Source organism: Sediminihaliea albiluteola (assembly GCF_014077625.1).
GTDB lineage: Bacteria > Pseudomonadota > Gammaproteobacteria > Pseudomonadales > Halieaceae > Sediminihaliea > Sediminihaliea albiluteola.
Window position 1 is genome coordinate 1,006,767 of record NZ_JACFXU010000013.1, and the last position, 23,521, is coordinate 1,030,287.

Below are 23,521 nucleotides of genomic sequence, written 5' to 3' on the forward strand. Positions count from 1 at the left end.
TGCTGCTCAACCAGCTAGTTATGCTGAAGCCAGAGCACCAAAGGGACCAATCTTGACCAGCATCTCGGATGCGTGAGCACCACCAAAATGCTTTTTCTCATCAAACATAAGCTCATGGCTCAAAGGGGCCCTGCGGCGCTCGGCAAAACCGCGGAACAAAGCCCAGGAAGCCTCGTTATCTTCAGTGATTGTGGTCTGCATATTGTTTACTGAGCTACAGCCCTCACGGTCGACGATAGCTGCCAGCATCTTGCCGGCCAGGCCTCGGCCTCGGGCCTGCTCCCCTACAGCGACCTGCCAGATAAAGAGCGTATCTTCCTTGCCTGGCACGATATAGCCCGACACAAAACCAACCAATTCTCCATTAAGAAGGGCGGCTACAGAGGTCTCGGCAAAATGAGAGCACTGCAGCAAATTGCAATACATGGAGTTCACATCCAGCGGCGGGCAACGTTCAATCAATTTATATACAGCATTGCCATCTTCCCGTGTCGGGACTCGCAATGTGAGCTCAGAATCCATGCAATCACTCCAATTTGTTTCTGTTCAAATGTTTAGTGCACGATATTATAAAGGGACTAAATCTAATTATTAACCCTTATTTTCCATTAATTGTTCACATTTTGAGCTATTTCATGGAGAATGGTGAAATATCACGAAGAAAATATGTATTGGACACTAATGAATTTATTGAGGTTTATTCGGTTATGCCCCAGAAAAACCACAGCACTAAGCAGAAGCAAGCAACAGCAGAATCGCTCGTGGGTTTAGGCCAATCTGAACTGACCCGCTATAATCTTGGCTTTATGTTTTCTGAGCAGGAGTCTCTCTTGGGCCGCATTGACGAAGTATTGGTAGCTTTGCGTCGCGTGATTCGCGCCACAGACCTTCACTCTAAGCACTTAGCTAAAACCACTGGTTTAACAGCACCGCAAATATTGCTGCTGCAAACCATTCGTGACCGCGGGGAAGAGGCCACCATCGGCGAACTAGCCAGCGACATCAGCCTCAGCCAAGCGACTGTAACTTCTATATTAGATCGACTGGAAAAGCGCGAACTGGTTTACCGCGAACGCTCTAAAACAGATAAGCGTAAAGTACACGCCCACCTGACCGAACGCGCCACCGAGGTACTCAAAAGCGCGCCGATACCTTTACAAGCACAATTCGCCCGTCAATTTGGTGACCTGCAAGAATGGGAGCAGACGATGATCATTTCATCTCTGCAGCGGATCGCCCAGATGATGGACGCTGAGCATATTGATGCCTCACCAGTGCTGGACATTGGCATGCTAGACCGCCAAAACGCTGCACCTGAGCGCAATGACACCTTTGGTGGGGATAAACATAACTAAGTGCCACAGCTGAGAATTTACCTAGCTTTGCAGCAGGTTTACAATAGGCCTATTTAGACCAGCCGCAATACTCGGCGCCAAGGGAAGATATGCCATGACAAGTTACGATTACGATGTACTGGTAATCGGCAGCGGCCCCGCAGGTGAAAGCGCCGCTTTGAACGCTGCAAAGCACCACCAACGCGCCGGCGTCATCGAAGACCGATCTATGGTCGGCGGCGGCTGCACTCACCGCGGCACTATCCCCTCTAAAGCACTGCGTCACGCTGTAAAACAGCTCATGCGTTTCAACACCGGTCGCCTATTCCGGGAAATTGGCCACAGTCGTCAAATCCCCTACCCAACAGCGCTGTCGGTAGCCAGTGGCGTAATAGAGAAACAAGTGGAGATGCGCAGCAAGTTCTACGCTCGCAATAATATTGATTTGCACATTGGCCAGGCCTGCTTCGTCAACGAGCATACACTCGCCGTTCGCCAAGCCGATGGCATTATCGAAAAAATTACCGCAGGGGACATTGTCATTGCCACCGGCTCACGCCCCTACCGTCCCGCCGACGTCGACTTCGATCACCCACGCGTCTACGACAGCGACACCATTCTCGACCTGAAAAACACCCCTCGTAAAATTTTGGTTTACGGTGCCGGCGTGATTGGCTGTGAATACGCTTCGATTTTCAGTGGTCTGGGGATCAAGGTCGAGCTGATTAACAGCTTCGATTATCTTTTGGCTTTTTTGGACGATGAGATTTCAGTAGCCCTCAACTATCACCTGCGCGATATGGGCGTCATGGTGCGCCACCGCGAAGAATACGATCATTTAGAGGCGAGTAGTTCAGGGGTGGAGCTGCACCTAAAGTCAGGCAAACGCTTACGCGGAGATGCTTTGCTCTGGTGCAATGGCCGCACCGGCAACACCGACGGCCTCAATCTTGAAGCAGTCAATTTAGAAGCAGATCAGCGCGGTCATCTACAGGTTAACCGCAACTATCAGACCAGCACCCCCAATATTTATGCAGTCGGTGACGTGATCGGCTGGCCTAGCCTAGCAAGTGCCGGATATGACCAGGGGCGCTCTGCTGCTGCGGCCTCCCGGGGCAAAGAAACTGTGCGCTATGTGGACGATGTGCCCACAGGTATCTATACCATTCCGGAAATCAGTTCCGTGGGTAAAACCGAACGGGAGCTCACCGACGCCAAGATTCCTTTTGAAGTCGGCCGAGCCTTTTTTAAAGATACCGCTCGCGGCCAAATATCTGGTGAAGATGTGGGCATGCTGAAGATACTATTTTGCCCAGATTCGCTAGCAATACTTGGCATTCACTGCTTTGGCGCAGAAGCCACCGAGATCATTCACATTGGCCAAGCCATCATGAACCAGAAAGGCGAAGGCAACACGCTAAAATACTTTATCACCACGACCTTCAACTATCCGACTATGGCGGAAGCCTACCGTATCGCAGCGCACAATGGCCTCAATCGCTTGAACGATTACTAAAGCAAGGGCTAAAAGAAACACTTAAGACGGACTATCGTACTGTGAAAGCTGGGCGATAGTTAACAGGCTCGATACAAGGAAGGTGTCAACCGGGCGCGAGCTGCGCCCGGTCTCGGAGGGCATTAAGCCTTTTCAGCATCCCGCTGACGGGCCATATCCAATGCCAAGTCTTCGATCATGTCTTCTTGACCGCCGACTGTGCCACGGCGCCCCAGCTCAACCAAAATATCTCGAGATGACAGGTTATATTTAGCAGCGCTGCGCTTGGCGAAGAGCAGGAAGGAAGAGTACACACCAGCCCAACCCAGAGTCAGTGAATCTCGGTCTACTCGCACCATGTGATCCATCATCGGCAGGATCAAGTCTTCAGCGACGTCCATGGCCTTGAACAGGTCGACACCTGTTTCCACACCCATGCGATCACAGACTGCCAAGAACACCTCCAGTGGAGTGTTACCAGCACCGGCACCCAAACCTGCCAGTGAGCCATCGATACGGCTCGCACCGGCTTCTACGGCGGCCAATGAGTTAGCAATGCCCATGCCCATATTGTGGTGGCCGTGGAAGCCGATTTCGGTCGCGGGGTCCAACTTCTCACGGGCCAGCGCCACCCGAGCCGTGACATCATCAGGCAGCATGTAGCCTGCTGAGTCAGTGATGTAGACACAGTTCGCACCGTAGCCTTCCATCAACTTGAGCTGCTCAACCAATGCTTCCGGCTCAATCATGTGGGCCATCATCAAAAAGCCTACTGTATCGAGCTTGTCATACTTGGCTGCCATAGTGATGTGCTGCTCTGAGACATCGGCCTCAGTGCAGTGAGTAGCCACTCGAATGCATGAAATACCGCAGTCCACCGCCATTTTAAGATGGTCAACAGTACCGATACCAGGCAGCAGGAGTGCCGATACTTTGGTCTGCTTCACAGCACCACATACTGCAGTCAGATACTCTTCATCGCTATTAGCGGGGAAGCCATAGTTCACCGACGCGCCACCAAGGCCATCGCCATGGGTGACTTCGATCATCGGAATGCCAGCTTCATCCATGGCTTTTGCCACAGTAACCATTTCATCCACAGTGATTTGGTGCTGCTTGGGGTGCATCCCATCACGCAGGCACATGTCGTGAACGGTAATTTTTTTGCCTTTCAGATCCATGTCTTGTCTCTCTATATCTGTCTCGGTAACTCATTGGCTTCGATGTGCACGGCAATTGCCCTCACATCGGCTTGCTTAACTCGCCTTAGGCACAAAGTTTCCTGCCAAAATTTCCTCGGCATACATCTCTGCTGTACGCAGACCGGCGGCGGTCATGATATCTAGGTTACCGGCATACTTAGGTAAGAAATCTCCCAAGCCTTCTACTTCCATGTAAATCGATACACGCTTGCCATCGAATACTGGGCCATTCTTCAAGGTGTAACCAGGTACGTACTTTTGCACTTCAGCAATCATATCGTGTATCGACTTGGTGATTGCCTCTTGGTCTGGCTCATCCACAGTCAGACAGTGAACCGTATCGCGCATGATCAACGGTGGCTCAGCGGGGTTAATGATAATAATCGCTTTACCTTTTTCAGCACCGCCAACTTTTTCAATACCAAGGGCTGTGGTGCGGGTAAACTCATCGATGTTTTTACGCGTGCCAGGCCCGGCAGACTTACTGCTCACAGTCGCTACAATTTCGCCATAGGATACCGGCTGCACACGACTAACCGCTGCGACCAGTGGAATGGTAGCCTGACCGCCGCAAGTCACCATATTCACGTTCATGGCTTGCTGCTCTACGGCCTGAGCCAAGTTCACCGGAGGTACACAGAAGGGACCGATTGCCGCGGGGGTCAAGTCAATCATCACCGCGCCTTCGGCATTCACTTTGCGGCTATTTTCCTCGTGCACATAGGCCGAAGTCGCATCAAAACAAATTTGCACGCCGTCGGCTTTCATTTGCGGCAGCATGCCGTCGACACCTTCAGCAGTTGTTTTAAGACCCAGCTCTTTAGCGCGCGCCAAACCGGGGGAATCGGGCACCACACCCACCATCCACACTGGCTCGATGACATCGCTGCGCAAAGCTTTCATCAGCAAGTCGGTGCCGATGTTGCCGGGGCCTATAATAGCGGCTTTAATTTTTTGACTCATGATCTTCTCTTCTCACTCAATCTGTAGGGTTTGCTAGCAACACTGCTGCAAGCGCTTTATACAAAGCGACAGGAACAGCCACCAATACCTTCAATTTCCAGCGACATTTCATCACCTGCCACCACCGGAATGAGGGGGGCCAAAGAGCCGGACAATATCACTTCCCCAGCTTTGAAGGGTATGCCAAATTCGCCCAAGGTGTTGGCCAACCAGGCAACTGCAGTCAATGGGTTACCCTGTACTGCTCGACCTTCACCCTCACTGTGAAACTCGCCATTTTTAAAGATTTTCATCTTCAGAGATGGCAAATCAAAATCGCGGGGATCTACTTCATTAGTGCCAAGGACATAGACACCACAGGAAGCATTGTCAGCCACAGTGTCCTGAATCTTGATCTGCCAGTCGTCAATACGTGAATCAACAATCTCAAAGCAGGGCATGATAGATTCTGTTGCGTCCAGAACATCCTGCTCGGTCACTCCCGGACCCTGCAAATCCTTTTTCAGGCGGAAGGCAATCTCACCTTCTGCACGCGGAGCAATCAAGTGCCCCGCCACCGGGATGTCGCCTCCGTCAGGGAAAACCATGGCATCGGTCAAAAAGCCAAAGTCGGGCTGAAAAACACCCAGCATCTCCTGCACCGGCGCACTGGTAACTCCGATTTTTTTACCCACAATACGCTCACCATCACGCGCTATGCGCTGATTAACCATGTGCAAGCTAATGTGGTAGGCATCTTCAATAGTAATGTCTGCTTCGCGATCTGTCAGCGGTTTGACCGTGGTGCCAGAACGCAGTGCTTGGTAGAGCTCCTCTGCGAGCTCCTCGATACGCTGTTTATCCATGTTGCAAAAAGTCCAGACAGGCCCGGTTGAACATTTCTTCGTGCTCAACCATCACCCAGTGGCCACACTCGGTCACTAGGATAAGGCGCAGTTGTTTAATGTTTTTGGCCATCGCCATGATGCCATTTTCTGGCATCATCTGCTCGTCCATACCCCAAAAACCCAGCACAGGGCACTGTAACTCAGACAGGCGATCGGTGAGCACCGGCACTTGCATGGTCGCCATCACGTGGCCGTTCATGATCTCCATGATCTGCATACGCTCTTCCACCAACTCATCGGTGGCGTGGCGCGCATCATACATCAAGCCAGTGGCAAAAAGGTCTTTCATCACCGCAGCGGTCACCGGCTCACCGGAACCAAAGACCTTGAATACTTTCTGCATACCGGGCATTAGCTGGTATTCAGGCAGCTCACTGAGACCGCCGGGGGCCATCAAGATCAGCTTCTCAACCAGCTCTGGATGCTCCAGCGCCAGTCCCAAAGCCACCGCGCCACCGAGGGAGTTACCCACCAAGGTACAGCGCGTCACACCAGCCACATCGAGCGTTTGCTTGATGCACTCCACAAATAGTGACAGGGGGTGATCAATATCGTCAGGCTTGTCGGAAAAGCCATAGCCAATGTGATCGGGCACAATGCAGCGATAGCCAGCTGCTACTAGCGAGGGATAGTTACCTTTAAAGTTACTATAGCCGCTAGCACCTGGGCCGGAGCCATGCAAAAACACCACAACTTCGCCCTGCCCCTCATCCAGATAATGAATTCGGTGACCATTGGCACAGTCTGCGTATTTGCCTTCGGGAAGGCGCCCGATCATTGTCATACTTACTTCCTTTTCAACTAATAGTTAGGCCTTTAGATCGCAAAGTCCTGGTTCTCTTCGCCAAACATTATGCCACCCATATTGTTAGCAAATGGGATGGAATGGTTGGCCACGTGCGCCTGACTGGCGAGGATATCCAGATGACGCCAAAGCAGCTCACTGCCGTGGCGGATACCACTGCTGCCAGAGGCTTTAAGCATCTTGCTAGAAAGTGCCAAGCAGCGATCAGCGACAATCGCTGAGTCATAGCGATAGCGCACGCGATCCTCTACTGGAATTGGCTGACCAGCGCGGGTACAGGCCATCATCGCCTCGAAGTTATACAGCATAGTGCGCTTCATATCTTCGATCTCAGTTCGCACTTCAGCGGCGAGCTTACGAGCAAAGGGATCGTCGCTCATTTTGTTGGGTCCTACCCGACGGGTTTTGGCCACTTCAATAAAGGCTTGCAGTGAACCTTCTAGTGCACCGAGGCTGGCATTACATACGGCGCGCACAAAGACCTGCATAAAGGGCATGCGATACAAGGGCGCTGTGTTGACCTTATTACCTGGGTTGTCGCACAAGAAACCATCCATCGATTTGTGTGTGCGATGCTCTGGCACAAACACTGTGTCGACACGGATGTCGTGACTGCCAGTACCCTGCAAACCAACAACGTCCCAGTTATCGACAATTTCATAATCGCTGCGGGGCACCAAAAATGTTCGGTAATTGGCCATATCAAATGGCGCTTCGGGAGTCGGTACAACGGCGCCCAAGAAAGCCCAATCACAGTGCTCTGAGCCCGATGAGAAGCCCCACTGGCCGCTCAGTTCATAGCCGCCATCGACAACTTTTACCTTGCCCACTGGCGCGTAAGAAGAGGAGATCAATACGCTCGGGTCATCCCCCCACACATCTTGTGCAGCTTGGTCATCAAATACCGCTAACTGCCAGTTGTGTACTGCAACAACGCCTAGTACCCAGGCGCTAGACATACAGTGCTGGGCAATTTCCAGACCTACGCAGTAAAAGACTTGCGGGTCCATGGCATAGCCACCCCACTTCTCTGGCTGCAGAATCTTGAAAAAACCGGCTTCGTGAAACTCTTTGATTGTGGCATCAGGCACCTTGCCTTGTGTTCGACATTGGTCGGCACGCTGTCGCAGCGCCGGCGCCATTGCTTTTGCAGCGGCGATCAGTTCCTGTGCTCTGGGCGATTCAAGTCCGTAGTTATTCATGGCATTACCTTGTGTCATTGTTTCGTGTGCCGTCATCGGTTCACTCCTACCGGGTCAACATGACCCTTGAGTGTCTTATTAAAGACCTTAAACTCAAGGGCCACATCCTCTATTTAGGGTATTGTCACTAGCGCCCTATTCAACCACGGCATCGCCAAATTCAGTTGGTGCGCCAAAAAAGGCGCGGTGTGAAGGTGGCTGCTTACCGTCTTTATCGCTGATCCCATATTCCTGTGCAAGCTCCGCACCAATGTGCACCTTGCCGGATTTTTGCATGCGCTCTGGGTCCTGCGCCAAGGCTGCGATAACACGCCCGGTAAACACAGGGCTCTCTGTTGCCGCTGCTAATTCAGCGTATTTCTCCGGCTCACTATCAAATACCCGCTGGGTACGCTCGGTCATCAGCAGCCCCATCCACAAGGACACCACTGCCACATTGTGGGGGCGGAAATCGACCGCCATGTCATGGGCCATTTTATCAACCGCCGCCTTCCCTGCGCCATAGGCAGGGCCGTGCATATAGATTCGGCCGCCAAAGGAGCTGGTGTTAACAACCAGGCCAGCCTCACTTTTGAGCAGTAAAGGCGCAGCGTACCAGCTCGCTACATAGTGGGAGCGCATGCCGACGTTCCAAATCTCAGTCAGCTCCAGTGGCTTTTCCCAAAACGGACCAGCATCCACTAAGGCATCGTGAATAGTGGTGGCGTTGTTAACGAGTATATCGAGATGCCCTTGCTCTTCGCGCACGCGATCAAACAATGCCTTAACCTGGGCGTCATCACTGTGATCGCAAGCGACCGCAATACCCTGGCCACCTGCTGCTGTCACTGCCTCAGCTGTGGCAGCAACCGTGCCAGGCAGTGGCGCTGCTCCCTCTTCCACTGTTCGGCCAGTGACATAAACAATGGCCCCCGTTGCACCAAGTGCTTCAGCGATACCTTTTCCTGCACCGCGACTGGCACCAGTGACCACCGCCACTCTCTGTTTACTGCTCATATCTACTCCATACCCTTTGCATCATTTTTCTGCTCAAACAGTGCTAAGCTTTACCCTAGCTGAGCACTGCATTAATATCATTGACCATGCTACTGACCCTGCCCGCATGGGCCAAGCAACCGCCGCGGGTGAGGGGCCAATATGTTGTGCCAGCTAGGGAAAACTTTGCCCCAAACTCTCTCTATTATCGCCAGCTTGCTACTCAGCGTTATTTTAGCTGCAGCGCCAAATGCTCAACCGAGTCAACAACTTAGCTCAGTTGACCCCCGATCTGTGTACCGAGAAGGCCAGTCACCAAGCTGGCTCCGGGCGGTGGGAAAATTAGTAGTACCAGGCATTCGCTACCACAATGGCTACCCTAAACATCACACCGAACGTTGCAGTGCAAGCTTAGTCAGCAGCGGTCCAAGCAGCTCCGCCGATATTATTGTGACGGCCTGGCATTGCCTGGAGTATTACGAAGACCTGAGTCAGCAAATTCTGTTCACTGTGGAAACCGCCGCCGGCGAACGAATCGAAACGCCGGCGACACAACTTGCCAAGGGCGGTGACATCGAGGCTGATTGGGCAGTTCTGCGCCTGCAGCGCAGTCTACCACTCCACTTAATTCCGGTACTCAAACTTCAGCCTGGTCGACCAGACCCACAGAGCCCGCTGCTGATGGCGGGCTACTCTAGAGATGCTGGCCGCGGCGACTTCGGAAACAGACTGAGCTACGACCCTAGTTGCTTCATCACCAAGCAGTACTCGCGCTACTCCGATAGTGACTGCAAGGCCTACAAAGGAGCCTCTGGCGGCGCCGTCATCCAGCTATCGACGGGCGGCGAACCGATGCTCTCAGGTGTCATCTCACAGGGCAATGGCGACGACCTGAGCCGTTTCATTCCACTGGCCGTGTTTAGACAAAGCCTACTGAGCCATCTGTACTGAAGTACAGAAACAAGTGGTTAGCCAGCCCCGCTGCCTTCCGGTTTAGCTTCCTGACGAGCGGGCGGCGCTGCACCAACGTGGACTTCTCCGCGCTGTGCCGCCAATTCAATCTGCTTCTGCCGCTCAGCAAAGCGTCGTTTTTGATCATCGCTCAGGCTGTCGTAACAGCCTGGGCAGCAGACACCTTTTTCGTATTTTTTGGACTGCTTATCCTGCTCAGTTATTGGATGGCGGCAACCATAGCACTGGTCATACTGGCCTTTTTCGAGTTTGTGGTTAACCGCAACACGGTTGTCGAATACAAAGCACTCACCTTGCCAGGTACTGTCTTGCTCGGGCACTTCTTCTAAGTATTTGAGAATACCGCCCTCGAGGTGATAGACCTCCTCGAAACCCTCATTGAGCATAAAGGCCGAAGCTTTTTCACAGCGAATACCGCCTGTACAAAACATCGCCACTTTTTTGTGCTTAGCGGGGTCTAATTCTCGACGCACATACTCGGGAAACTCGCGAAAGGTGGTGGTTTTCGGATCGACAGCACCGCGGAAGCTGCCGATACCGTATTCGTAATCGTTGCGGGTATCGACCAGTAATACCTCGGGATCATTGACCAAGTCATTCCAATCTTTGGGTTTAACATAGGTACCCACCCTCTGGTTGGGATCAATGCCTTCGACCCCCATAGTGACGATCTCTTTTTTCAGTTTCACCTTCATGCGGTAAAACGGCATGTGATCATCAAAAGACTCTTTGTGGTCGATATCTGCAAAACGTGGGTCGGCACGCAGCCAGGCCAGCAACTCATCAATTCCCTCTCGAGTTCCGGCCACCGTGCCGTTAATGCCCTCTGAGGCCAGCAGCAAGGTGCCTTTCAAACCGGCATTGATGCAGCGGTCTAGCAAGGGCTCGCGCAAATCGTGATAATCTTCCAAAGCCACAAACTTGTAGAGGGCGGCAACCACTACCTCCATTAGTTGTTCTCCTTATCTGCCTGACTACCACCCATGCAATCTGGGGATGGGCGCGCGCTAGCCTCGCGGGACTGCCACTCTGCTGGCGTGTATAAATGGAGAGCCAATGCGTGAACTGGGCCTTCAAGCTGGCTGGCAAGCAAGTGATAGATACGCTGATGTCGGGCCACTTTGCGCTGCCCTTCAAACTGCTCTGCCACCGCAACCACTCGAAAGTGGGTCTCTGAATTAGGCGGCACGCTGTGCATATGGCTTTCATTGGTAACTTCCAGAAACAGCGGCTCTAATGATTGCTGCAGCTGCGTCTCAATTTCCTGTTGCACCAACATGCTGTTCTCCGGCTAAAAAGGGCTGGCGATTATAGCGTAGCTCAGGCCCTCTCAACCAGCCTTAGGGCATGGCCTGAACGCTTTGCCAAACAAAAGGCCCGGGCCTATCACTTATCCCTATCAGTGACTTATGAGCAGCCGCTGCGGCTGCTCAAGCCCCCATTCGCATTGTGACCGACAGCTATCGCTGTATACTGCTTAGCATCAAGCCCATTGCAGGTGCGGGGAGCTGATGATGGACAGGCAGTACAATGTATATTTTTCTGGCGAGTTATTGCCGGGGCAAGAATTGGCAGCCGTGCGTCGCCGACTTGGCCTGCTATTTAAGGCAGACCAAGCGACGCTCGACCGCCTGTTCAGCGGCCAGCCACAGCTACTTAAAAAGCACTGCGATAAACCGACCGCGCTGAAATACAAGCAGGCCATGGAGCGCGCTGGTGCCCGCCCGCTGATCAGACGCAGCCAGACCAACAAAAAACCCAGCGCCGCACAACGCATCGCCGCTATAGCAGCGCAGCCCGCGGCAGATAAATCTAAGCGAGAAGCCGCGCCAGCTGTGCAAGATAGCACTGGCCTTAGTCTCGCTGCTGCCGGCAGCGACGTGCTTAAGCCAGAGGAACGTCAAACACGGGAGCCAGTGGATGTTGACTGCTCTGCGCTATCCCTGAGTGCCGACTTTGAGCGCTTATCCCCAGTCCCGCCACCGCCCCCAGCTGCTCCCGACACTGAGCATCTAAGCCTTGGCCCGGTGGGCGAAACCATTCCGACGCTGCCTCGCTACACACAAACCCTCAGCCCCAACACTGATAGCCTAAACTTGGCGCCAGAAGGGAGCGACTTTAGTGACTGCGCCACGGCGCCACCCGCGGCTCCGGCACTGGATTTGTCGAAATTTGAGATCAGTCCTGCTGGTGAAGATTTACTAGAGGCACAGTACCGGGACCGAGATAAGCCAAAGCCACCCGACAGCTCTCAGCTAACACTGGAGTCCTGATAATTTTAGGGTAGCGACACCACCACCCGCAGGCCTGGGTTGTTATTAGCTAAGCTAATGGTGCCCTGATGATACTGCACAATGGCCTGCACCAAACTCAAACCTAAGCCGTGACCCGGCTCTTTGCCACGGCTGCTCTCCAAACGATAAAAGCGCCTGAACACATGCTGCCGATCTGCTGCTGGTATGCCCCGGCCAGTATCACTGATTTCCACCCGTGCACCGCCGGTCAAAGCAGACTGTAAACGCAGTTCTATCTGACCACCCTCGGGAGTGTATTTAATAGCGTTGTCTAACAAATTAGCAAACATCTGGAATAACAGATCGCCATCACCACACAAGCTGAGCTGAGCCGGGCTATAGAAGGCCAAGCTAATCCCTTTATCATTGGCTAAGGGCTCATACAGCTCTGCCACATCCCCCAGCAAAGCGGCTAAATCAAGCTCTGCATCTGGACTTGATTTGCTGCCAGACTCCAGGGCCGAGATACGCAATAAAGCATTGAAAGAAGATAATAATTCATCGCACTCTTCAATCACCCGGTCGACTGCTTCTTGTCGCAGCGGGTCGAGACCACTGCGCAACTGGTCCAGCTGGTTGCGTATCCGCGTCAAAGGCGTGCGCAAGTCGTGGGCTATGTTGTCAGAGACCTGCCTGACGCCCTGCATCAAAACAGACATCTGATCCAACATACGGTTAGTAAGCAGTGTCAGCTCTCGCAGGTAGCCCTCTTCACCTTCAAGGGGCATTCGCTCTGTGCCGCCCTTCTCACGCACAATGCGGGATAAGCGCTGGCCAAACTGCTCCATTCGTCGCAGGGCAAAAGAGGCAGTGAAAAAACCACCAATAATGCCCAGCATTAAGGTAGCAATCATGGCGCGAACCAAGGTGTCGAAGACTAAGCCACCACTTTCCACGGCATCGGCAAAGGAGCGCGCCACCATCACGGTGAGCCCCGAATCCAGCTCTCTGGAGCGGGCCAGAAAATCTACTTCGCTAGCGTGTTCAGACTGCAATAGGGATAGTTGAAAGCTGAGCCAGCCACCGACAAATTCACGATAGCGTGGGGCGCTGGGCAAATCTCCCGCGAGTTTCTGACCCGCCGCATCTGTCACCAGATAAGAAAAGCTTGTGCTTGCTGGCACTGCGCCCTGATCGTCGATGTACTGCTTCACACCTTCGAGGGACTGACCGCGAAACACCGCTTCGAATGTATCTAACTCCTCTACCACACTGTCGCGTAAATCGCTGAAGTAGTTGTAGCTAAAAAAGGCGTAGAGCAAACACAGCACTAGAGATACTGTCGTCACTAGCACAATGACGTAGCGTGCAATAAAGCGGAAGGTAAGGCTATTGAGTACCTGTAAAATACGCATTGACGAAGTCCAGCCCCTAGGGTGAACCTAAGCGGTAACCCGCACCACGCACGGTGGTTAGTAACGGGGTATCAAAACCTCGGTCAATCTTCTGCCGCAGCCGAGAGACATGCACGTCGATGACATTGGTCTGTGGATCAAAATGGTAGCCCCAAACATGCTCCAGCAGCATGGCCCGAGTCACCACCTGCCCCGCGTGTCGCATCAAAAACTCCAATAATTTGTACTCGCGCGGCTGCAAATTGATCAGGTCCTGCTGGCGTCGAACTTCTTGACTTAGTAGGTCCATTTCCAAGTCGGCGACCTGCAGCCGAGTCTGCGTCTCACTCGGGTTATTCGCCCGGCGGTATAGCACTTCAAGCCGGGCCTGAAGCTCAGCCATGGAAAAGGGTTTAGTCAGATAATCATCAGCGCCGCTGTGCAGGCCTTTGACGCGATCTTCCACTTCCGCCAGAGCACTGAGCACCAGCACTGGTGTCAAATGGCCGGCCTCGCGCAGACGGCTGACAATGGATAAGCCATCCAAACTAGGCAGCATGCGATCGACCACCACGATGTCGAAATCACCCCTGAGCGCCGCCTCAAGACCCTCAAGGCCATCGGACTTGAGGGTACAGTTATAGCCCGCGGTAGCCAGCTCACTGGCGATAAACTCTCCGACCGAAGGGTCGTCTTCTACCAGCAGAACATTCATTTTTTTACTCCCCTGTGTAGGCGCAAATGTAGCACGCGTAGCTGCTGCGCCCAATTTACAATTCGGTAATGCTGCCGTCGGTGCACGCTTTTTGATAGACTCGCCGCCATGCCAAAGGATGCCCCCAAATTGACCCACCCCGCCTTGCCACGACGCTTGATGGCTATGCTCTATGACACTTTTCTGGTGCTGCCACTCATCATGCTCAGCGTAGCTATTGGTATGGGCATTCACAGTTACTTAAACGGCGCTGATGCCGAGCCCTTAGCGCCGTGGCTAGTGCAAGTAATCACTCTGCTCACCCTGATTGGCTTTTTTAGGGCTTTCTGGCTTAAAAGCGGCCAAACTCTGGGCATGCAGGCCTGGCGTATCAAGTTGGTAGGAATTGATGGCAGCGTACCCAACACTAGCCATGTGATACGGCGCTGCCTAGGAGCGGCCTTGTCAGCACTGTGCTTTGGTGCGGGCTATTGGTGGTGCTTATTTGACCCTAACAAACGCTACTGGCACGACTACCTATCCGGTACCGAGCTGATCTTAGTCGACAAAAAGCGCTAATCAGCTTCGCCCCTTGTCCCTAGGCCCGCCGCAACATAAGCAGGCCCGCTAGCATACAGGCTAAAACCGGAACCAAGGCCGCGTACAGCGGCGAAAAACCAAACACCATGCTGGCCGGCCCAAGCAGGTCCTGACTGGTGCGAAATACAATCCCCACAATCACCCCAGCAAATATGCGAAAGCCCAAACTGCCATCGCGCAGCGGCCCAAAAATAAAAGAAATTGCCACTAACACCAGACTCGCCACCGTCAGGGGCTGCAACAATTTACGCCACAGCGCCAACTCAAAATCATCGGCATCAAGCCCCTGCTGCGATAAATAGCGGCTGTAAGGGTATAAGTCGCTCAGTGGCAGCTGCCCTGGCTGAACGACTTCCATGGTCAACAACTGTGGCGTAATGGCTGTATCCCAGCGCAAGCTCTGGTAAGGGACCCGCGTCGTTTGCCAACTACTAAAATTGGTCCGCACTACCTGCTCCATCATCCAGTGATCGCCAGCATAAGTGGCCTGTTGAGCACGCAGGGCCGACTGCAGACGGCGGCGCTCATCAAATTGCAACAGAACTACCCCATACACAACGCCACCTGGCTCCAGCGCATTAAAGTGGAGGAAGGTATTGCCCTCGCGGTTCCACAAGCCGTGGCGGCCGGCCACACCCTCACCGGGATTTTGCGCAATAGCGCGCCGACTCTGGGCCAGCTGCTCGGCTTGAGGAGCCACATACTCGCCCACTAAAAATGCCAGCAAGGCCATCACCAAGGTGGGCTTCATCACAATCCAAACGAGACGGGCAATCGAGACACCCGCAGCGCGCATAACGACCAATTCACTGCTTGAAGCCAACTGACCGAGACCAATTAAGCAGCCAATCAATGCGGCAAAAGGCGTGAACTCATAGAGACGACCGGGGGTCGTTAGCAGGATGTAACGCAGTACCTCCATGCCGGTATAGGAGTCACTGATATCACCGGCTTCATCGATAAATGCAGCAACTGCATCAATGCCCACAATAATGAGCAAGACCAGCACCGTCGCACTGACCACTGTGCGACCAATGTAGCGATCAAGCTTTCGCACGCAAACGCCTCCAGTATTTCCAGCGGGCAGTTAAATTGCCGCCATGGAGCATGCCCAAGCCCAGCGCCAGAAACAGCAGATGAACACCTATAAAGCCGCCCAAGACACCACTCTCCCCCTCTTCAACTGCAGAGCGGGCGTTGGCTAAAAGCATCAAATAGAGCAAGTAAACTAAGAACGCTGGGGCCATTTTAATATAGCGGCCGCGCCGGTGATCGGTGCGGCTTAGGCACAGGGCAATGAGTGCCACAATCGGCACCATGATGGGCAGCGATAGGCGCCAGTAAAGAGCAGCGATGTCCTGTGGTAGTTCGGAGTTGAGCAACTCCCGAGTCGGCCGGCCATCGACCGCCGCAGCGGTACGGATGCCGCCCTGAGGTTCGGGTATTAACTCCCCAAAACGGGCAAACTGAACCACCCGGTAATCCAAGCGCCCTGGTGTGCCCTCGTAGCGATAACCATTGCGCAACTCCAAATACCGGGCGCCGCTCTCCGGATCCATTTTTATTTCACCCTCTTCTGCGACAGTAACCACCATAGCGGAGCCGCCATCGGCACTGTCATTGCGCTGGGAGAGAAACACCGAGTGCATAATGCCGGTGTCCGGTGAAACACTTTCGGCATAACTGACGATGCCACTGTGCCGCCGGGTCTGAAAGCGCCCTGCGGCTAAGCTTTGCAAGCCTTGGGAAGAGGCTGGGTCCTGCAGTAACTCGGCCGAGCGCGCAGCACCTAAGGGCGTCACCACCAAGCTCAGCAGTGCTACCAGCAAGGTCACTAGGCCAGCTGAAACCATGGTATAGGCGGCCAGGCGGCTGGGGCTCACGCCGCAAGCTGACAAGACCACCATTTCACTTTCCACATAGAGCCGGCCGTAGGCCATGAGAATGCCGATAAACAAGCCCAGTGGTACAATCAGCTCCAGAAAGCCCGGCAGCCGGAAGAACATAACGGGCAGGAGAATGTCGGCAGCCAGATCGCCAACCGCTGCCTCGGCCAAATATTTGACGAAGCGGCCGCTAAAAATAACTACCAGCAGCACGAAGCTGACTGCCAGCATATGGGTCAGGATGTCTCGTGTAAGATAGCGAAGAATTTTCATCGATTTGATCGCCAGTGAATTGGCCGCTTAGTCGGTTCAGTTTCGGCGCCCGACATCATACACTAGAGCATTGCATAACGGACAAGGAAACCCAATGACATCAATGACTTTCACCGCTCGCCAGAGCGTAGACCCCAGCAAGACCAAAACGCAGTGCGCAGTGGTTCCGGTATTTGGCAAATCCCTGTCTGCGGCGGCGCAAGCCTATGACGAACTCAGTGCGGGTGCCATCAGCGCCACAATGGCACTGGGCGACTTCAGCGGCAAGTCTCGGCAAAGCTGCATGCTGCCTGGTGCCGGTGGCGCCAAGCGCATATTATTACTAGGCTGCGGAGAACAGAAAAAGTTCGATTTAGCTGCCGCGAGAAAACTCACCGAGACCCTCTATAACAGCCTTAATAAGAGCAGCGCAAAAGATGCCCTTATCTACACTGCCGAACTCAAGCCGCAAGATGGCGAGCTGGCGACAGTCTTGGAGTCAATGGCACGGAACCTCACAGCCCTGGCCTACCGCTACACTGAAACAGTCGCCAAACCCAAGAAGGCCCTGGCTCTGAGCAAGCTTTTAGTCAGCAGTGACAAGGAGCAATTATCGACCAAGGAGGCTCAAGCGGCCTTGGATAGCGGCGCCAAAACCGGCCAGGGGATTAACACCGCTCGCAACTTAGCCAACCTACCCGGCAATATCTGCACCCCTAGCTACCTCGCCAAGCAGGCTCGCGAGCTCGCCCGCGGCAATAAAAAGCTCAGCGCTACCATTTTGGATGAGAAAAAGATGGCTGAGTTGGGCATGGGCTCACTGCTGTCGGTGTCAGCAGGCAGCGATGAGCCAGCCAAGCTAATCGTCCTTGAGTATAAAGGGGGCAAAGCCAGCCAGCAGCCCTATGTACTTGTGGGCAAAGGCATCACCTTTGATACCGGCGGTATCTCACTTAAACCCGGCGCCAAAATGGACGAAATGAAATTCGACATGGGCGGCGCAGCCAGTGTCCTTGGCACCATGCAAGCGCTGCGTGATTTGGAGCTACCACTGAACGTAGTGGCCATTATCGCCGCCGCCGAAAACATGCCCAGTGGCCGAGCTACCAAGCCAGGTGACGTGGTAACGAGCATGTCAGGCAAAACCATTGAAATACTTAACACGGATGCCGAAGGGCGTCTGGTACTGTGCGATGCCTTGACCTACGCCGAGCGCTATAAGCCCAGCGCTGTGGTTGATATAGCCACACTGACAGGAGCCTGTGTCGTGGCACTGGGTTCGCATGCCTCGGGACTCTATGCCAACAAGGATGAGTTAGCCGAGCAGCTTCTTGCGGCTGGCCAATATACTCATGACCGCGCTTGGCGTATGCCCCTGTGGGATGACTACCAGAAGCAACTATCAAGCAACTTCGCTGATATCGCCAACATAGGCGGACCCGGCGGCGGCAGCATTACTGCAGCCTGCTTCTTAGCGCGCTTCACCGAGAAATACGATTGGGCACACCTCGATATTGCTGGCTCAGCCTGGGATAGCAGCCCTAAAGGCGCCACCGGCAGACCTGTTGCCCTGTTGACTCGATATCTGCAGGAGCGCGCGGAACAGCAATGACCCGCGTCGGTTTCTATGTCGTACAGGCCGCTGGTGAAAGCCAGCGCCTACAGGTGGCTGCACGCCTTACTAATAAGGCTTTCCAGCGCGGCCACCGCGTTTATCTCAATGCTAATAGTGAAGCTCAAGCGCGCGAGCTCGACACTCTGCTGTGGAGTTTTCGCCCCGATAGCTTCCTACCTCATGGCCTGAACGGTGAGACCGATAGTGATCAAATCGCCATCGGCTGGGGACAAGAACCTCATGGCCACGACGATTTACTAATTAACCTCCAATTAGAAATTCCGCCCTTCTTTAGTCGCTTTCAGCGAGTGGCCGAAGTGGTCACCCAGGACCCCACTAGCCTGAGCGCATTGAGACAATCCTGGCGCTTCTATAAAGAACGGGGCTATCAATTGGAAAAACACGACCTATAACGCGTATAATCGCGCCCTTTTTTAGGCAGCTGCCCCTCGGACTAACACTGTAATGGATAAAACCTTCCAACCCGCCGCAATCGAAACCCGCTGGTACCAAGAATGGGAAAATCGTGGCTACTTTCAACCACAAGGTGGTGATCAAGCCTATAGCATCATGATCCCACCGCCCAACGTCACCGGCAGCCTGCATATGGGCCACGGCTTTCAGGAAGCCATTATGGACGCCCTGATTCGCTATCACCGCATGTCTGGCTTCAATACCCTGTGGCAACCTGGCACCGATCACGCCGGTATTGCCACACAGATGGTGGTTGAGCGCCAACTAGAAGCTGAAGGCCTCAGTCGCCACGACTTAGGTCGCGAAAAATTCGTCGAAAAAATCTGGGAGTGGAAAGAGCAATCCGGTGGCAACATTACCCGCCAGTTGCGCCGTTTAGGCGCATCCCTTGATTGGTCCCGCGAACGCTTCACTATGGATGAGGGCCTCAGCAAAGCGGTACAGGAAGTCTTTATCCGCCTCTACGAAGAAGGTTTGATCTACCGCGGTCAGCGCTTGGTTAACTGGGACCCAGCCTTACACACAGCGGTATCTGACCTGGAGGTGCTGTCAGAGGAGGAGCAAGGCCATCTATGGCACTTTAAATACCCCTTGAGCAGTGGTGAGGGCCACTTGATCGTGGCCACGACTCGCCCTGAAACAATGCTCGGAGACACGGCCGTTGCCGTACATCCAGAAGACGAACGCTACGCTCACCTGGTCGGCCAGAGCATCACTCTGCCCTTAAGCGGACGTGAAATCCCCATCATCGCCGATGACTATGTCGATCCAGAGTTCGGCACCGGCTGTGTAAAAATCACTCCGGCACACGATTTCAATGACTACGAAATGGGCCAGCGTCACGGCCTAGAGATGATCAACATCCTCGACGACAACGCCGCCATCAATGAGCAAGCACCTGCAGCCTACGTCGGTCTTGATCGCTTTGAAGCCCGCACACGCATTGTTGCAGACTTGGAGCAACTGGGCCTACTCGACAAAATCGAGCCTCATACGCTAAAAGTGCCCCGCGGCGACCGCTCTGGGGTGGTGATCGAGCCCTACTTGACCCAGCAGTGGTACGTGGATGCTAAGTCACTGGCCGGCCCAGCTATTGAGGCGGTCGAAAACGGCGACATCCAATTCGTGCCAAAGCAGTGGGAAAACACCTATTTCTCATGGATGCGGGACATCCAAGACTGGTGCATCAGCCGCCAGCTTTGGTGGGGGCACCGCATCCCCGCCTGGTATGACGATGCTGGCAACATCTACGTGGGCAAGGACGAGGCCCAAGTACGCGCCCAGAACAAACTGCCAGAGAGCTTGACGCTGCGCCAAGATGAGGACGTGCTCGACACCTGGTTCTCCTCTGCTCTGTGGACTTTTTCAACCCTAGGCTGGCCCGATAACACCGAAGAACTGGCCACCTTCCACCCTAGCTCTGTGTTAGTCACCGGCTTTGATATCATTTTCTTCTGGGTTGCCCGGATGATCATGATGACCCTGCATTTCCGCAAAGAAGTGCCGTTCCACACCGTCTATGTTCACGGCCTAGTACGCGATGCGGAAGGCCAAAAAATGTCCAAATCCAAGGGCAACGTGCTCGACCCCATCGACCTGATCGATGGCATCGATTTGGAGAGCTTAGTCGATAAACGCACCGCTGGCATGATGCAGCCACAGCTGGCGGCCAAGATTGAAAAAGCCACTCGCAAACACTACCCCGAAGGCATTAATGCCTATGGTACCGATGCGCTGCGTTTCACCTACTACTCACTGGCTTCCACCGGCCGCGACATTCGTTTTGATATTGGCCGCATCGAAGGTTTCCGCAATTTCTGCAATAAAATCTGGAACGCCGCTCGCTATGTGCTGATGAATTGTGAAGGCCAAGATTGTGATGCCAATGGCGCAGGCGAGGTGGAACTGAGCCTCGCCGACCGCTGGATTATCAGCGAACTGCAGCAAACTAAAGCCGCTGTCGCCAAAGCTATGGCCAGTTATCGCTTTGATCATGCTTCCCAGGCGCTGTATGAATTTGTCTGGAACCAGTACTGCGACTGGTACTTGGAACTATCAAAACCTGTGCTGTGGGATGATGAGGCATCAGAGGCGGCCAAGCGCGGTACCCGGCGAACCCTAATCCGCGTGCTGGAGTCGACGCTGCGCTTGCTGCACCCTTTTATGCCCTATATCACTGAAGAAATCTGGCAAACAGTGGCGCCATTGGCTGGGCAATCTGGGGCCACTATTATGCTGCAGCCCTATCCACTCTACGACGACAAAGGCGTGGACAGTGCTGCAAATGCAGATATAGAATGGCTAAAAGGAGTGATTGAAGGCCTGCGTAACATTCGTGGTGAAATGAATATTGCGCCGGGCAAGTCACTCAGTGTATTACTGAGGAACGCTGGCGAAAGCGATAAATCCAGATTGGAAAAAAATGCCGCGTCTCTGAAAAAGCTGGCTAAGCTGGAATCTATCCGGCTGCTGGCAGATGGCGAAGAAGCACCGATAGCGGCTACAGCGCTAGTGGGCGAATTAGAAATCTTGGTGCCCATGGCGGATTTAATTGATAAGAATGCCGAACTACAGCGCCTCGCTAAAGAAGTTGAAAAGCTGGAAAAAGAACTGCAGCGTATTGAAGGCAAACTGAATAATCCGGCCTTTGTCGATAAGGCGCCAGAGGCCGTAGTAGCCAAAGAGCGCAGTAAACTGCAGGCACAACAGCAGGCATTAGCCAAGCTGCGAGAACAAAAACAGCGTATTGAGCTAATGTAAGACTCGGTAGTAAAGGTTTAACAAGCTGCCGCTATAAACAGCGGCAGCGGATAATAAAAAGTGCAGTGGTAAACCGAGGATAGTGGTATGAGTGAACGTGTTAATGGCACGGTAAAGTGGTTCAACAACGCCAAAGGGTTTGGCTTTATCACCCGTGAAGAAGGTGACGATGACATATTCGTGCACTTTCGCTCCATTCAGGGCGAAGGCTATCGCACCCTCAATGAGGGGCAGGTAGTGGAGTTCAACCTCGTCAAAGGGCCCAAAGGCCTACAGGCTGAGGAAGTACTGAAGCTCTAAGAGCTCTCGCCTTGGGAAGCACCGCAGCGAGCAGCTTCCCAACACCTCCACGGTGTTTCAATCGCTGTAAATAACGCCCTTCCTGTAATGGCAGAGTATGCTGTTGCCGGGTGTTTTAGCAGTTTGTCCCCACTGTTTTCCTGGGGTCACCATTGTTGTGTTGGCATTTTACAAGGCTGGCACTGTAGATATTTTACTAAAGAGGATTAGCATGAACCTTAGCGGAAAGCTTGTAATCAGCCTGATAGTCGCGGCCGTAGCTTCCACCTCTGCCACCTTGATACAGGGCGGCAGTATTCCGGACCTCACTTTAATTGCCAGTTTTTGCGTAGCAACTTTGGCTACAGCTTGGCTGGTGTCCATCCCCACAGCCAAATCATCCACTGCGGTGCAGGGCGAGCGACAGGACAGCAAACGCAGCAGCACGACAGCCCTATCAAGCGCGAATCGCGAAGACGGTACGGTGAAGTGGTTCAATGTATCAAAAGGTTTTGGCTTCATTACCAAAGACGATGGCGAGGAGATCTTTGTTCACTTTCGCTCAATTCGCGGTGAGGGTCGACGCAGCTTACGTGACGGCCAACGCGTTACTTTCGAAGTCGCCGACAGCGAAAAAGGGCCTCAGGCTGAGGATGTAGAAGCTTTAGATTAGTAACTAGCCCCGCACCACAGTAACACTCCCCCTGTAGGCCGAGCGGCGCTCGGCCTACACTGATCACACCCAAAACGCCCCCTCCGCAGATGCTAAACCTTGCTATTGCTAGTTCAACTGGCCACAGTCAGGGCCAAAATGTCACAATATAGCCGAGCCTACAAAATTGATTAAGGACAGAACTTGAGCCAGAAGCCACGACTGACACGGCGCTTTCGCGGAGTGAGCATGCCGACAGCAAGTCACCCTGCAATTCGCCGGGTCAAACGCGAGGGCAACTACCCCTCAATTCACGGTAACAAACTGTGGAAATCCAGCGCCTTGCTTATCGATTACTTAGAAAAAAATCCACCCGAACACCACGGCAAAGTGATTGATGTCGGCTGTGGCTGGGGGATTGGCGGTATCTGGTGTGCCAGTAAACTGGGCTCTTCTGTGACATCTGTCGACGCCGACCCAGATGTCTTCCCCTTTTTGACTGAGGTTGCGAAACTCAACAAGGTCAGCACAGAGCCCCTCGTTAAGCGCTTTGATCAATTAAGTACCAAAATGCTGTCTGACTACGATGTATTAATTGCCGCAGATATCTGTTTCTGGGACGAACTAGTTAAACCGGTGTTCAATATGGTCAATCGCGCGGTTAAAGCCGGTGTCAAACACATCTATATTGCCGACCCAGAGCGTAGCACCTTTCTGGAAATGGCTGAGCGCTGTATCGATAAGCACTGCGCCGACCTGATCGAATGGAAGGCTCGCGGTAGCATGGAAGCCCGCGGCGCGATCATGGTTATTGAAAACGCTTAATGACAAAGCCGGCAAAATGCC

The 23,521-nt window shown here is 53.5% G+C and carries 24 protein-coding genes; 11 read left to right on the plus strand and 13 right to left on the minus strand.

The annotated features are described in order from the left end of the window. Nucleotides 1-18: 18 nt before the first annotated feature. A complete protein-coding gene (ectA, locus tag H2508_RS05540) occupies nt 19-522 on the minus strand; it encodes a diaminobutyrate acetyltransferase (RefSeq protein WP_182169821.1) in 504 nt (167 codons plus the stop codon). A gap of 284 nt (nt 523-806) precedes the next feature. On the opposite strand from ectA, the gene H2508_RS05545 reads away from it, so the two are divergent. Together H2508_RS05545 and sthA are read left to right on the plus strand one after the other, a co-directional pair. Then, on the plus strand, nt 807-1,355 hold the full coding sequence (locus H2508_RS05545) for a MarR family winged helix-turn-helix transcriptional regulator (protein WP_182170858.1): 549 nt from the start codon (nt 807-809) through the stop codon (nt 1,353-1,355). A gap of 94 nt (nt 1,356-1,449) precedes the next feature. After that, nucleotides 1,450-2,850 carry a Si-specific NAD(P)(+) transhydrogenase gene (sthA, locus tag H2508_RS05550; RefSeq protein ID WP_182169824.1) on the plus strand — a complete coding sequence of 467 codons (1,401 nt, stop codon included), beginning with the start codon at nt 1,450-1,452 and terminating at the stop codon, nt 2,848-2,850. A gap of 122 nt (nt 2,851-2,972) precedes the next feature. Here the strand turns inward: sthA and dmpG are convergent, their stop codons facing one another. The 6 genes from dmpG to H2508_RS05580 all read right to left on the minus strand — a co-directional run bounded on the left by dmpG (nt 2,973) and on the right by H2508_RS05580 (nt 8,884). Continuing rightward, nucleotides 2,973-4,010: a 4-hydroxy-2-oxovalerate aldolase gene (dmpG, locus tag H2508_RS05555; protein WP_182169827.1), complete on the minus strand. Its 1,038-nt coding sequence runs from the start codon at nt 4,008-4,010 to the stop codon at nt 2,973-2,975. 75 nt (nt 4,011-4,085) lie between these two features. Next, a complete protein-coding gene (locus H2508_RS05560) occupies nt 4,086-4,994 on the minus strand; it encodes an acetaldehyde dehydrogenase (acetylating) (RefSeq protein WP_182169830.1) in 909 nt (302 codons plus the stop codon). A gap of 56 nt (nt 4,995-5,050) precedes the next feature. Then, on the minus strand, nt 5,051-5,839 hold the full coding sequence (locus H2508_RS05565) for a fumarylacetoacetate hydrolase family protein (RefSeq protein WP_182169846.1): 789 nt from the start codon (nt 5,837-5,839) through the stop codon (nt 5,051-5,053). Further along, nucleotides 5,832-6,665 (minus strand): alpha/beta fold hydrolase, encoded by an 834-nt coding sequence (locus H2508_RS05570; RefSeq protein WP_182169849.1) that lies wholly within the window; start codon nt 6,663-6,665, stop codon nt 5,832-5,834. The genes H2508_RS05565 and H2508_RS05570 overlap by 8 nt, the downstream gene beginning before the upstream one ends. Before the next feature lie 32 nt (nt 6,666-6,697). Then, nucleotides 6,698-7,924, minus strand: a complete 1,227-nt coding sequence (locus H2508_RS05575; protein WP_235964867.1) for an acyl-CoA dehydrogenase family protein — start codon at nt 7,922-7,924, stop codon at nt 6,698-6,700. Between the two features lie 99 nt (nt 7,925-8,023). Then, the gene (locus H2508_RS05580; RefSeq protein WP_182169852.1) at nt 8,024-8,884 is read right to left on the minus strand and encodes an SDR family NAD(P)-dependent oxidoreductase; all 861 of its coding nucleotides are present in this window, start codon (nt 8,882-8,884) and stop codon (nt 8,024-8,026) included. A gap of 312 nt (nt 8,885-9,196) precedes the next feature. Between H2508_RS05580 and H2508_RS05585 the strand changes: the two genes are divergently transcribed. Further along, entirely contained in the window at nt 9,197-9,814 is a 618-nt protein-coding gene (locus H2508_RS05585) for a trypsin-like serine peptidase (RefSeq protein ID WP_182169854.1), read from the plus strand. 17 nt (nt 9,815-9,831) lie between these two features. Here H2508_RS05585 and trhO read toward each other — a convergent pair whose 3' ends face one another. Both trhO and H2508_RS05595 read right to left on the minus strand, forming a co-directional pair. Next, nucleotides 9,832-10,785 carry an oxygen-dependent tRNA uridine(34) hydroxylase TrhO gene (gene trhO / locus H2508_RS05590; RefSeq protein WP_182169857.1) on the minus strand — a complete coding sequence of 318 codons (954 nt, stop codon included), beginning with the start codon at nt 10,783-10,785 and terminating at the stop codon, nt 9,832-9,834. Continuing rightward, a complete protein-coding gene (locus H2508_RS05595; protein ID WP_182169860.1) occupies nt 10,785-11,114 on the minus strand; it encodes a BolA family protein in 330 nt (109 codons plus the stop codon). The genes trhO and H2508_RS05595 overlap by 1 nt, the downstream gene beginning before the upstream one ends. Nucleotides 11,115-11,346: 232 nt before the next feature. On the opposite strand from H2508_RS05595, the gene H2508_RS05600 reads away from it, so the two are divergent. After that, entirely contained in the window at nt 11,347-12,108 is a 762-nt protein-coding gene (locus H2508_RS05600; RefSeq protein WP_182169863.1) for a hypothetical protein, read from the plus strand. A gap of 5 nt (nt 12,109-12,113) precedes the next feature. Here the strand turns inward: H2508_RS05600 and H2508_RS05605 are convergent, their stop codons facing one another. Together H2508_RS05605 and H2508_RS05610 are read right to left on the minus strand one after the other, a co-directional pair. After that, the gene (locus tag H2508_RS05605; protein WP_182169866.1) at nt 12,114-13,484 is read right to left on the minus strand and encodes an ATP-binding protein; all 1,371 of its coding nucleotides are present in this window, start codon (nt 13,482-13,484) and stop codon (nt 12,114-12,116) included. Nucleotides 13,485-13,500: 16 nt separating this feature from the next. After that, nucleotides 13,501-14,178 (minus strand): response regulator transcription factor, encoded by a 678-nt coding sequence (locus H2508_RS05610; protein WP_182169869.1) that lies wholly within the window; start codon nt 14,176-14,178, stop codon nt 13,501-13,503. Between the two features lie 108 nt (nt 14,179-14,286). On the opposite strand from H2508_RS05610, the gene H2508_RS05615 reads away from it, so the two are divergent. Beyond that, complete coding sequence (locus H2508_RS05615) at nt 14,287-14,736, plus strand: RDD family protein (RefSeq protein WP_182169872.1); 450 nt, start codon at nt 14,287-14,289, stop codon at nt 14,734-14,736. Nucleotides 14,737-14,755: 19 nt separating this feature from the next. Here H2508_RS05615 and lptG read toward each other — a convergent pair whose 3' ends face one another. Together lptG and lptF are read right to left on the minus strand one after the other, a co-directional pair. Continuing rightward, nucleotides 14,756-15,814, minus strand: coding sequence for an LPS export ABC transporter permease LptG (lptG, locus tag H2508_RS05620; protein WP_182169875.1), 1,059 nt, complete (start codon nt 15,812-15,814; stop codon nt 14,756-14,758). Next, entirely contained in the window at nt 15,801-16,916 is a 1,116-nt protein-coding gene (gene lptF / locus H2508_RS05625; protein ID WP_182169878.1) for an LPS export ABC transporter permease LptF, read from the minus strand. Before lptF ends, lptG begins: the two co-directional genes overlap by 14 nt. Nucleotides 16,917-17,019: 103 nt before the next feature. On the opposite strand from lptF, the gene H2508_RS05630 reads away from it, so the two are divergent. The 6 genes from H2508_RS05630 to H2508_RS05655 all read left to right on the plus strand — a co-directional run bounded on the left by H2508_RS05630 (nt 17,020) and on the right by H2508_RS05655 (nt 23,500). After that, entirely contained in the window at nt 17,020-18,507 is a 1,488-nt protein-coding gene (locus tag H2508_RS05630) for a leucyl aminopeptidase (RefSeq protein WP_408014923.1), read from the plus strand. Continuing rightward, complete coding sequence (locus H2508_RS05635; protein ID WP_182169884.1) at nt 18,504-18,923, plus strand: DNA polymerase III subunit chi; 420 nt, start codon at nt 18,504-18,506, stop codon at nt 18,921-18,923. The genes H2508_RS05630 and H2508_RS05635 overlap by 4 nt, the downstream gene beginning before the upstream one ends. A 52-nt stretch (nt 18,924-18,975) precedes the next feature. Then, nucleotides 18,976-21,744 (plus strand): valine--tRNA ligase, encoded by a 2,769-nt coding sequence (locus tag H2508_RS05640; RefSeq protein WP_182169897.1) that lies wholly within the window; start codon nt 18,976-18,978, stop codon nt 21,742-21,744. Between the two features lie 87 nt (nt 21,745-21,831). Beyond that, nucleotides 21,832-22,044 carry a cold-shock protein gene (locus tag H2508_RS05645; RefSeq protein WP_182169899.1) on the plus strand — a complete coding sequence of 71 codons (213 nt, stop codon included), beginning with the start codon at nt 21,832-21,834 and terminating at the stop codon, nt 22,042-22,044. 463 nt (nt 22,045-22,507) lie between these two features. Beyond that, nucleotides 22,508-22,696, plus strand: coding sequence for a cold-shock protein (locus tag H2508_RS15000; RefSeq protein ID WP_328799335.1), 189 nt, complete (start codon nt 22,508-22,510; stop codon nt 22,694-22,696). 183 nt (nt 22,697-22,879) lie between these two features. Next, on the plus strand, nt 22,880-23,500 hold the full coding sequence (locus H2508_RS05655) for a class I SAM-dependent methyltransferase (RefSeq protein ID WP_235964880.1): 621 nt from the start codon (nt 22,880-22,882) through the stop codon (nt 23,498-23,500). Nucleotides 23,501-23,521 lie beyond the last annotated feature (21 nt).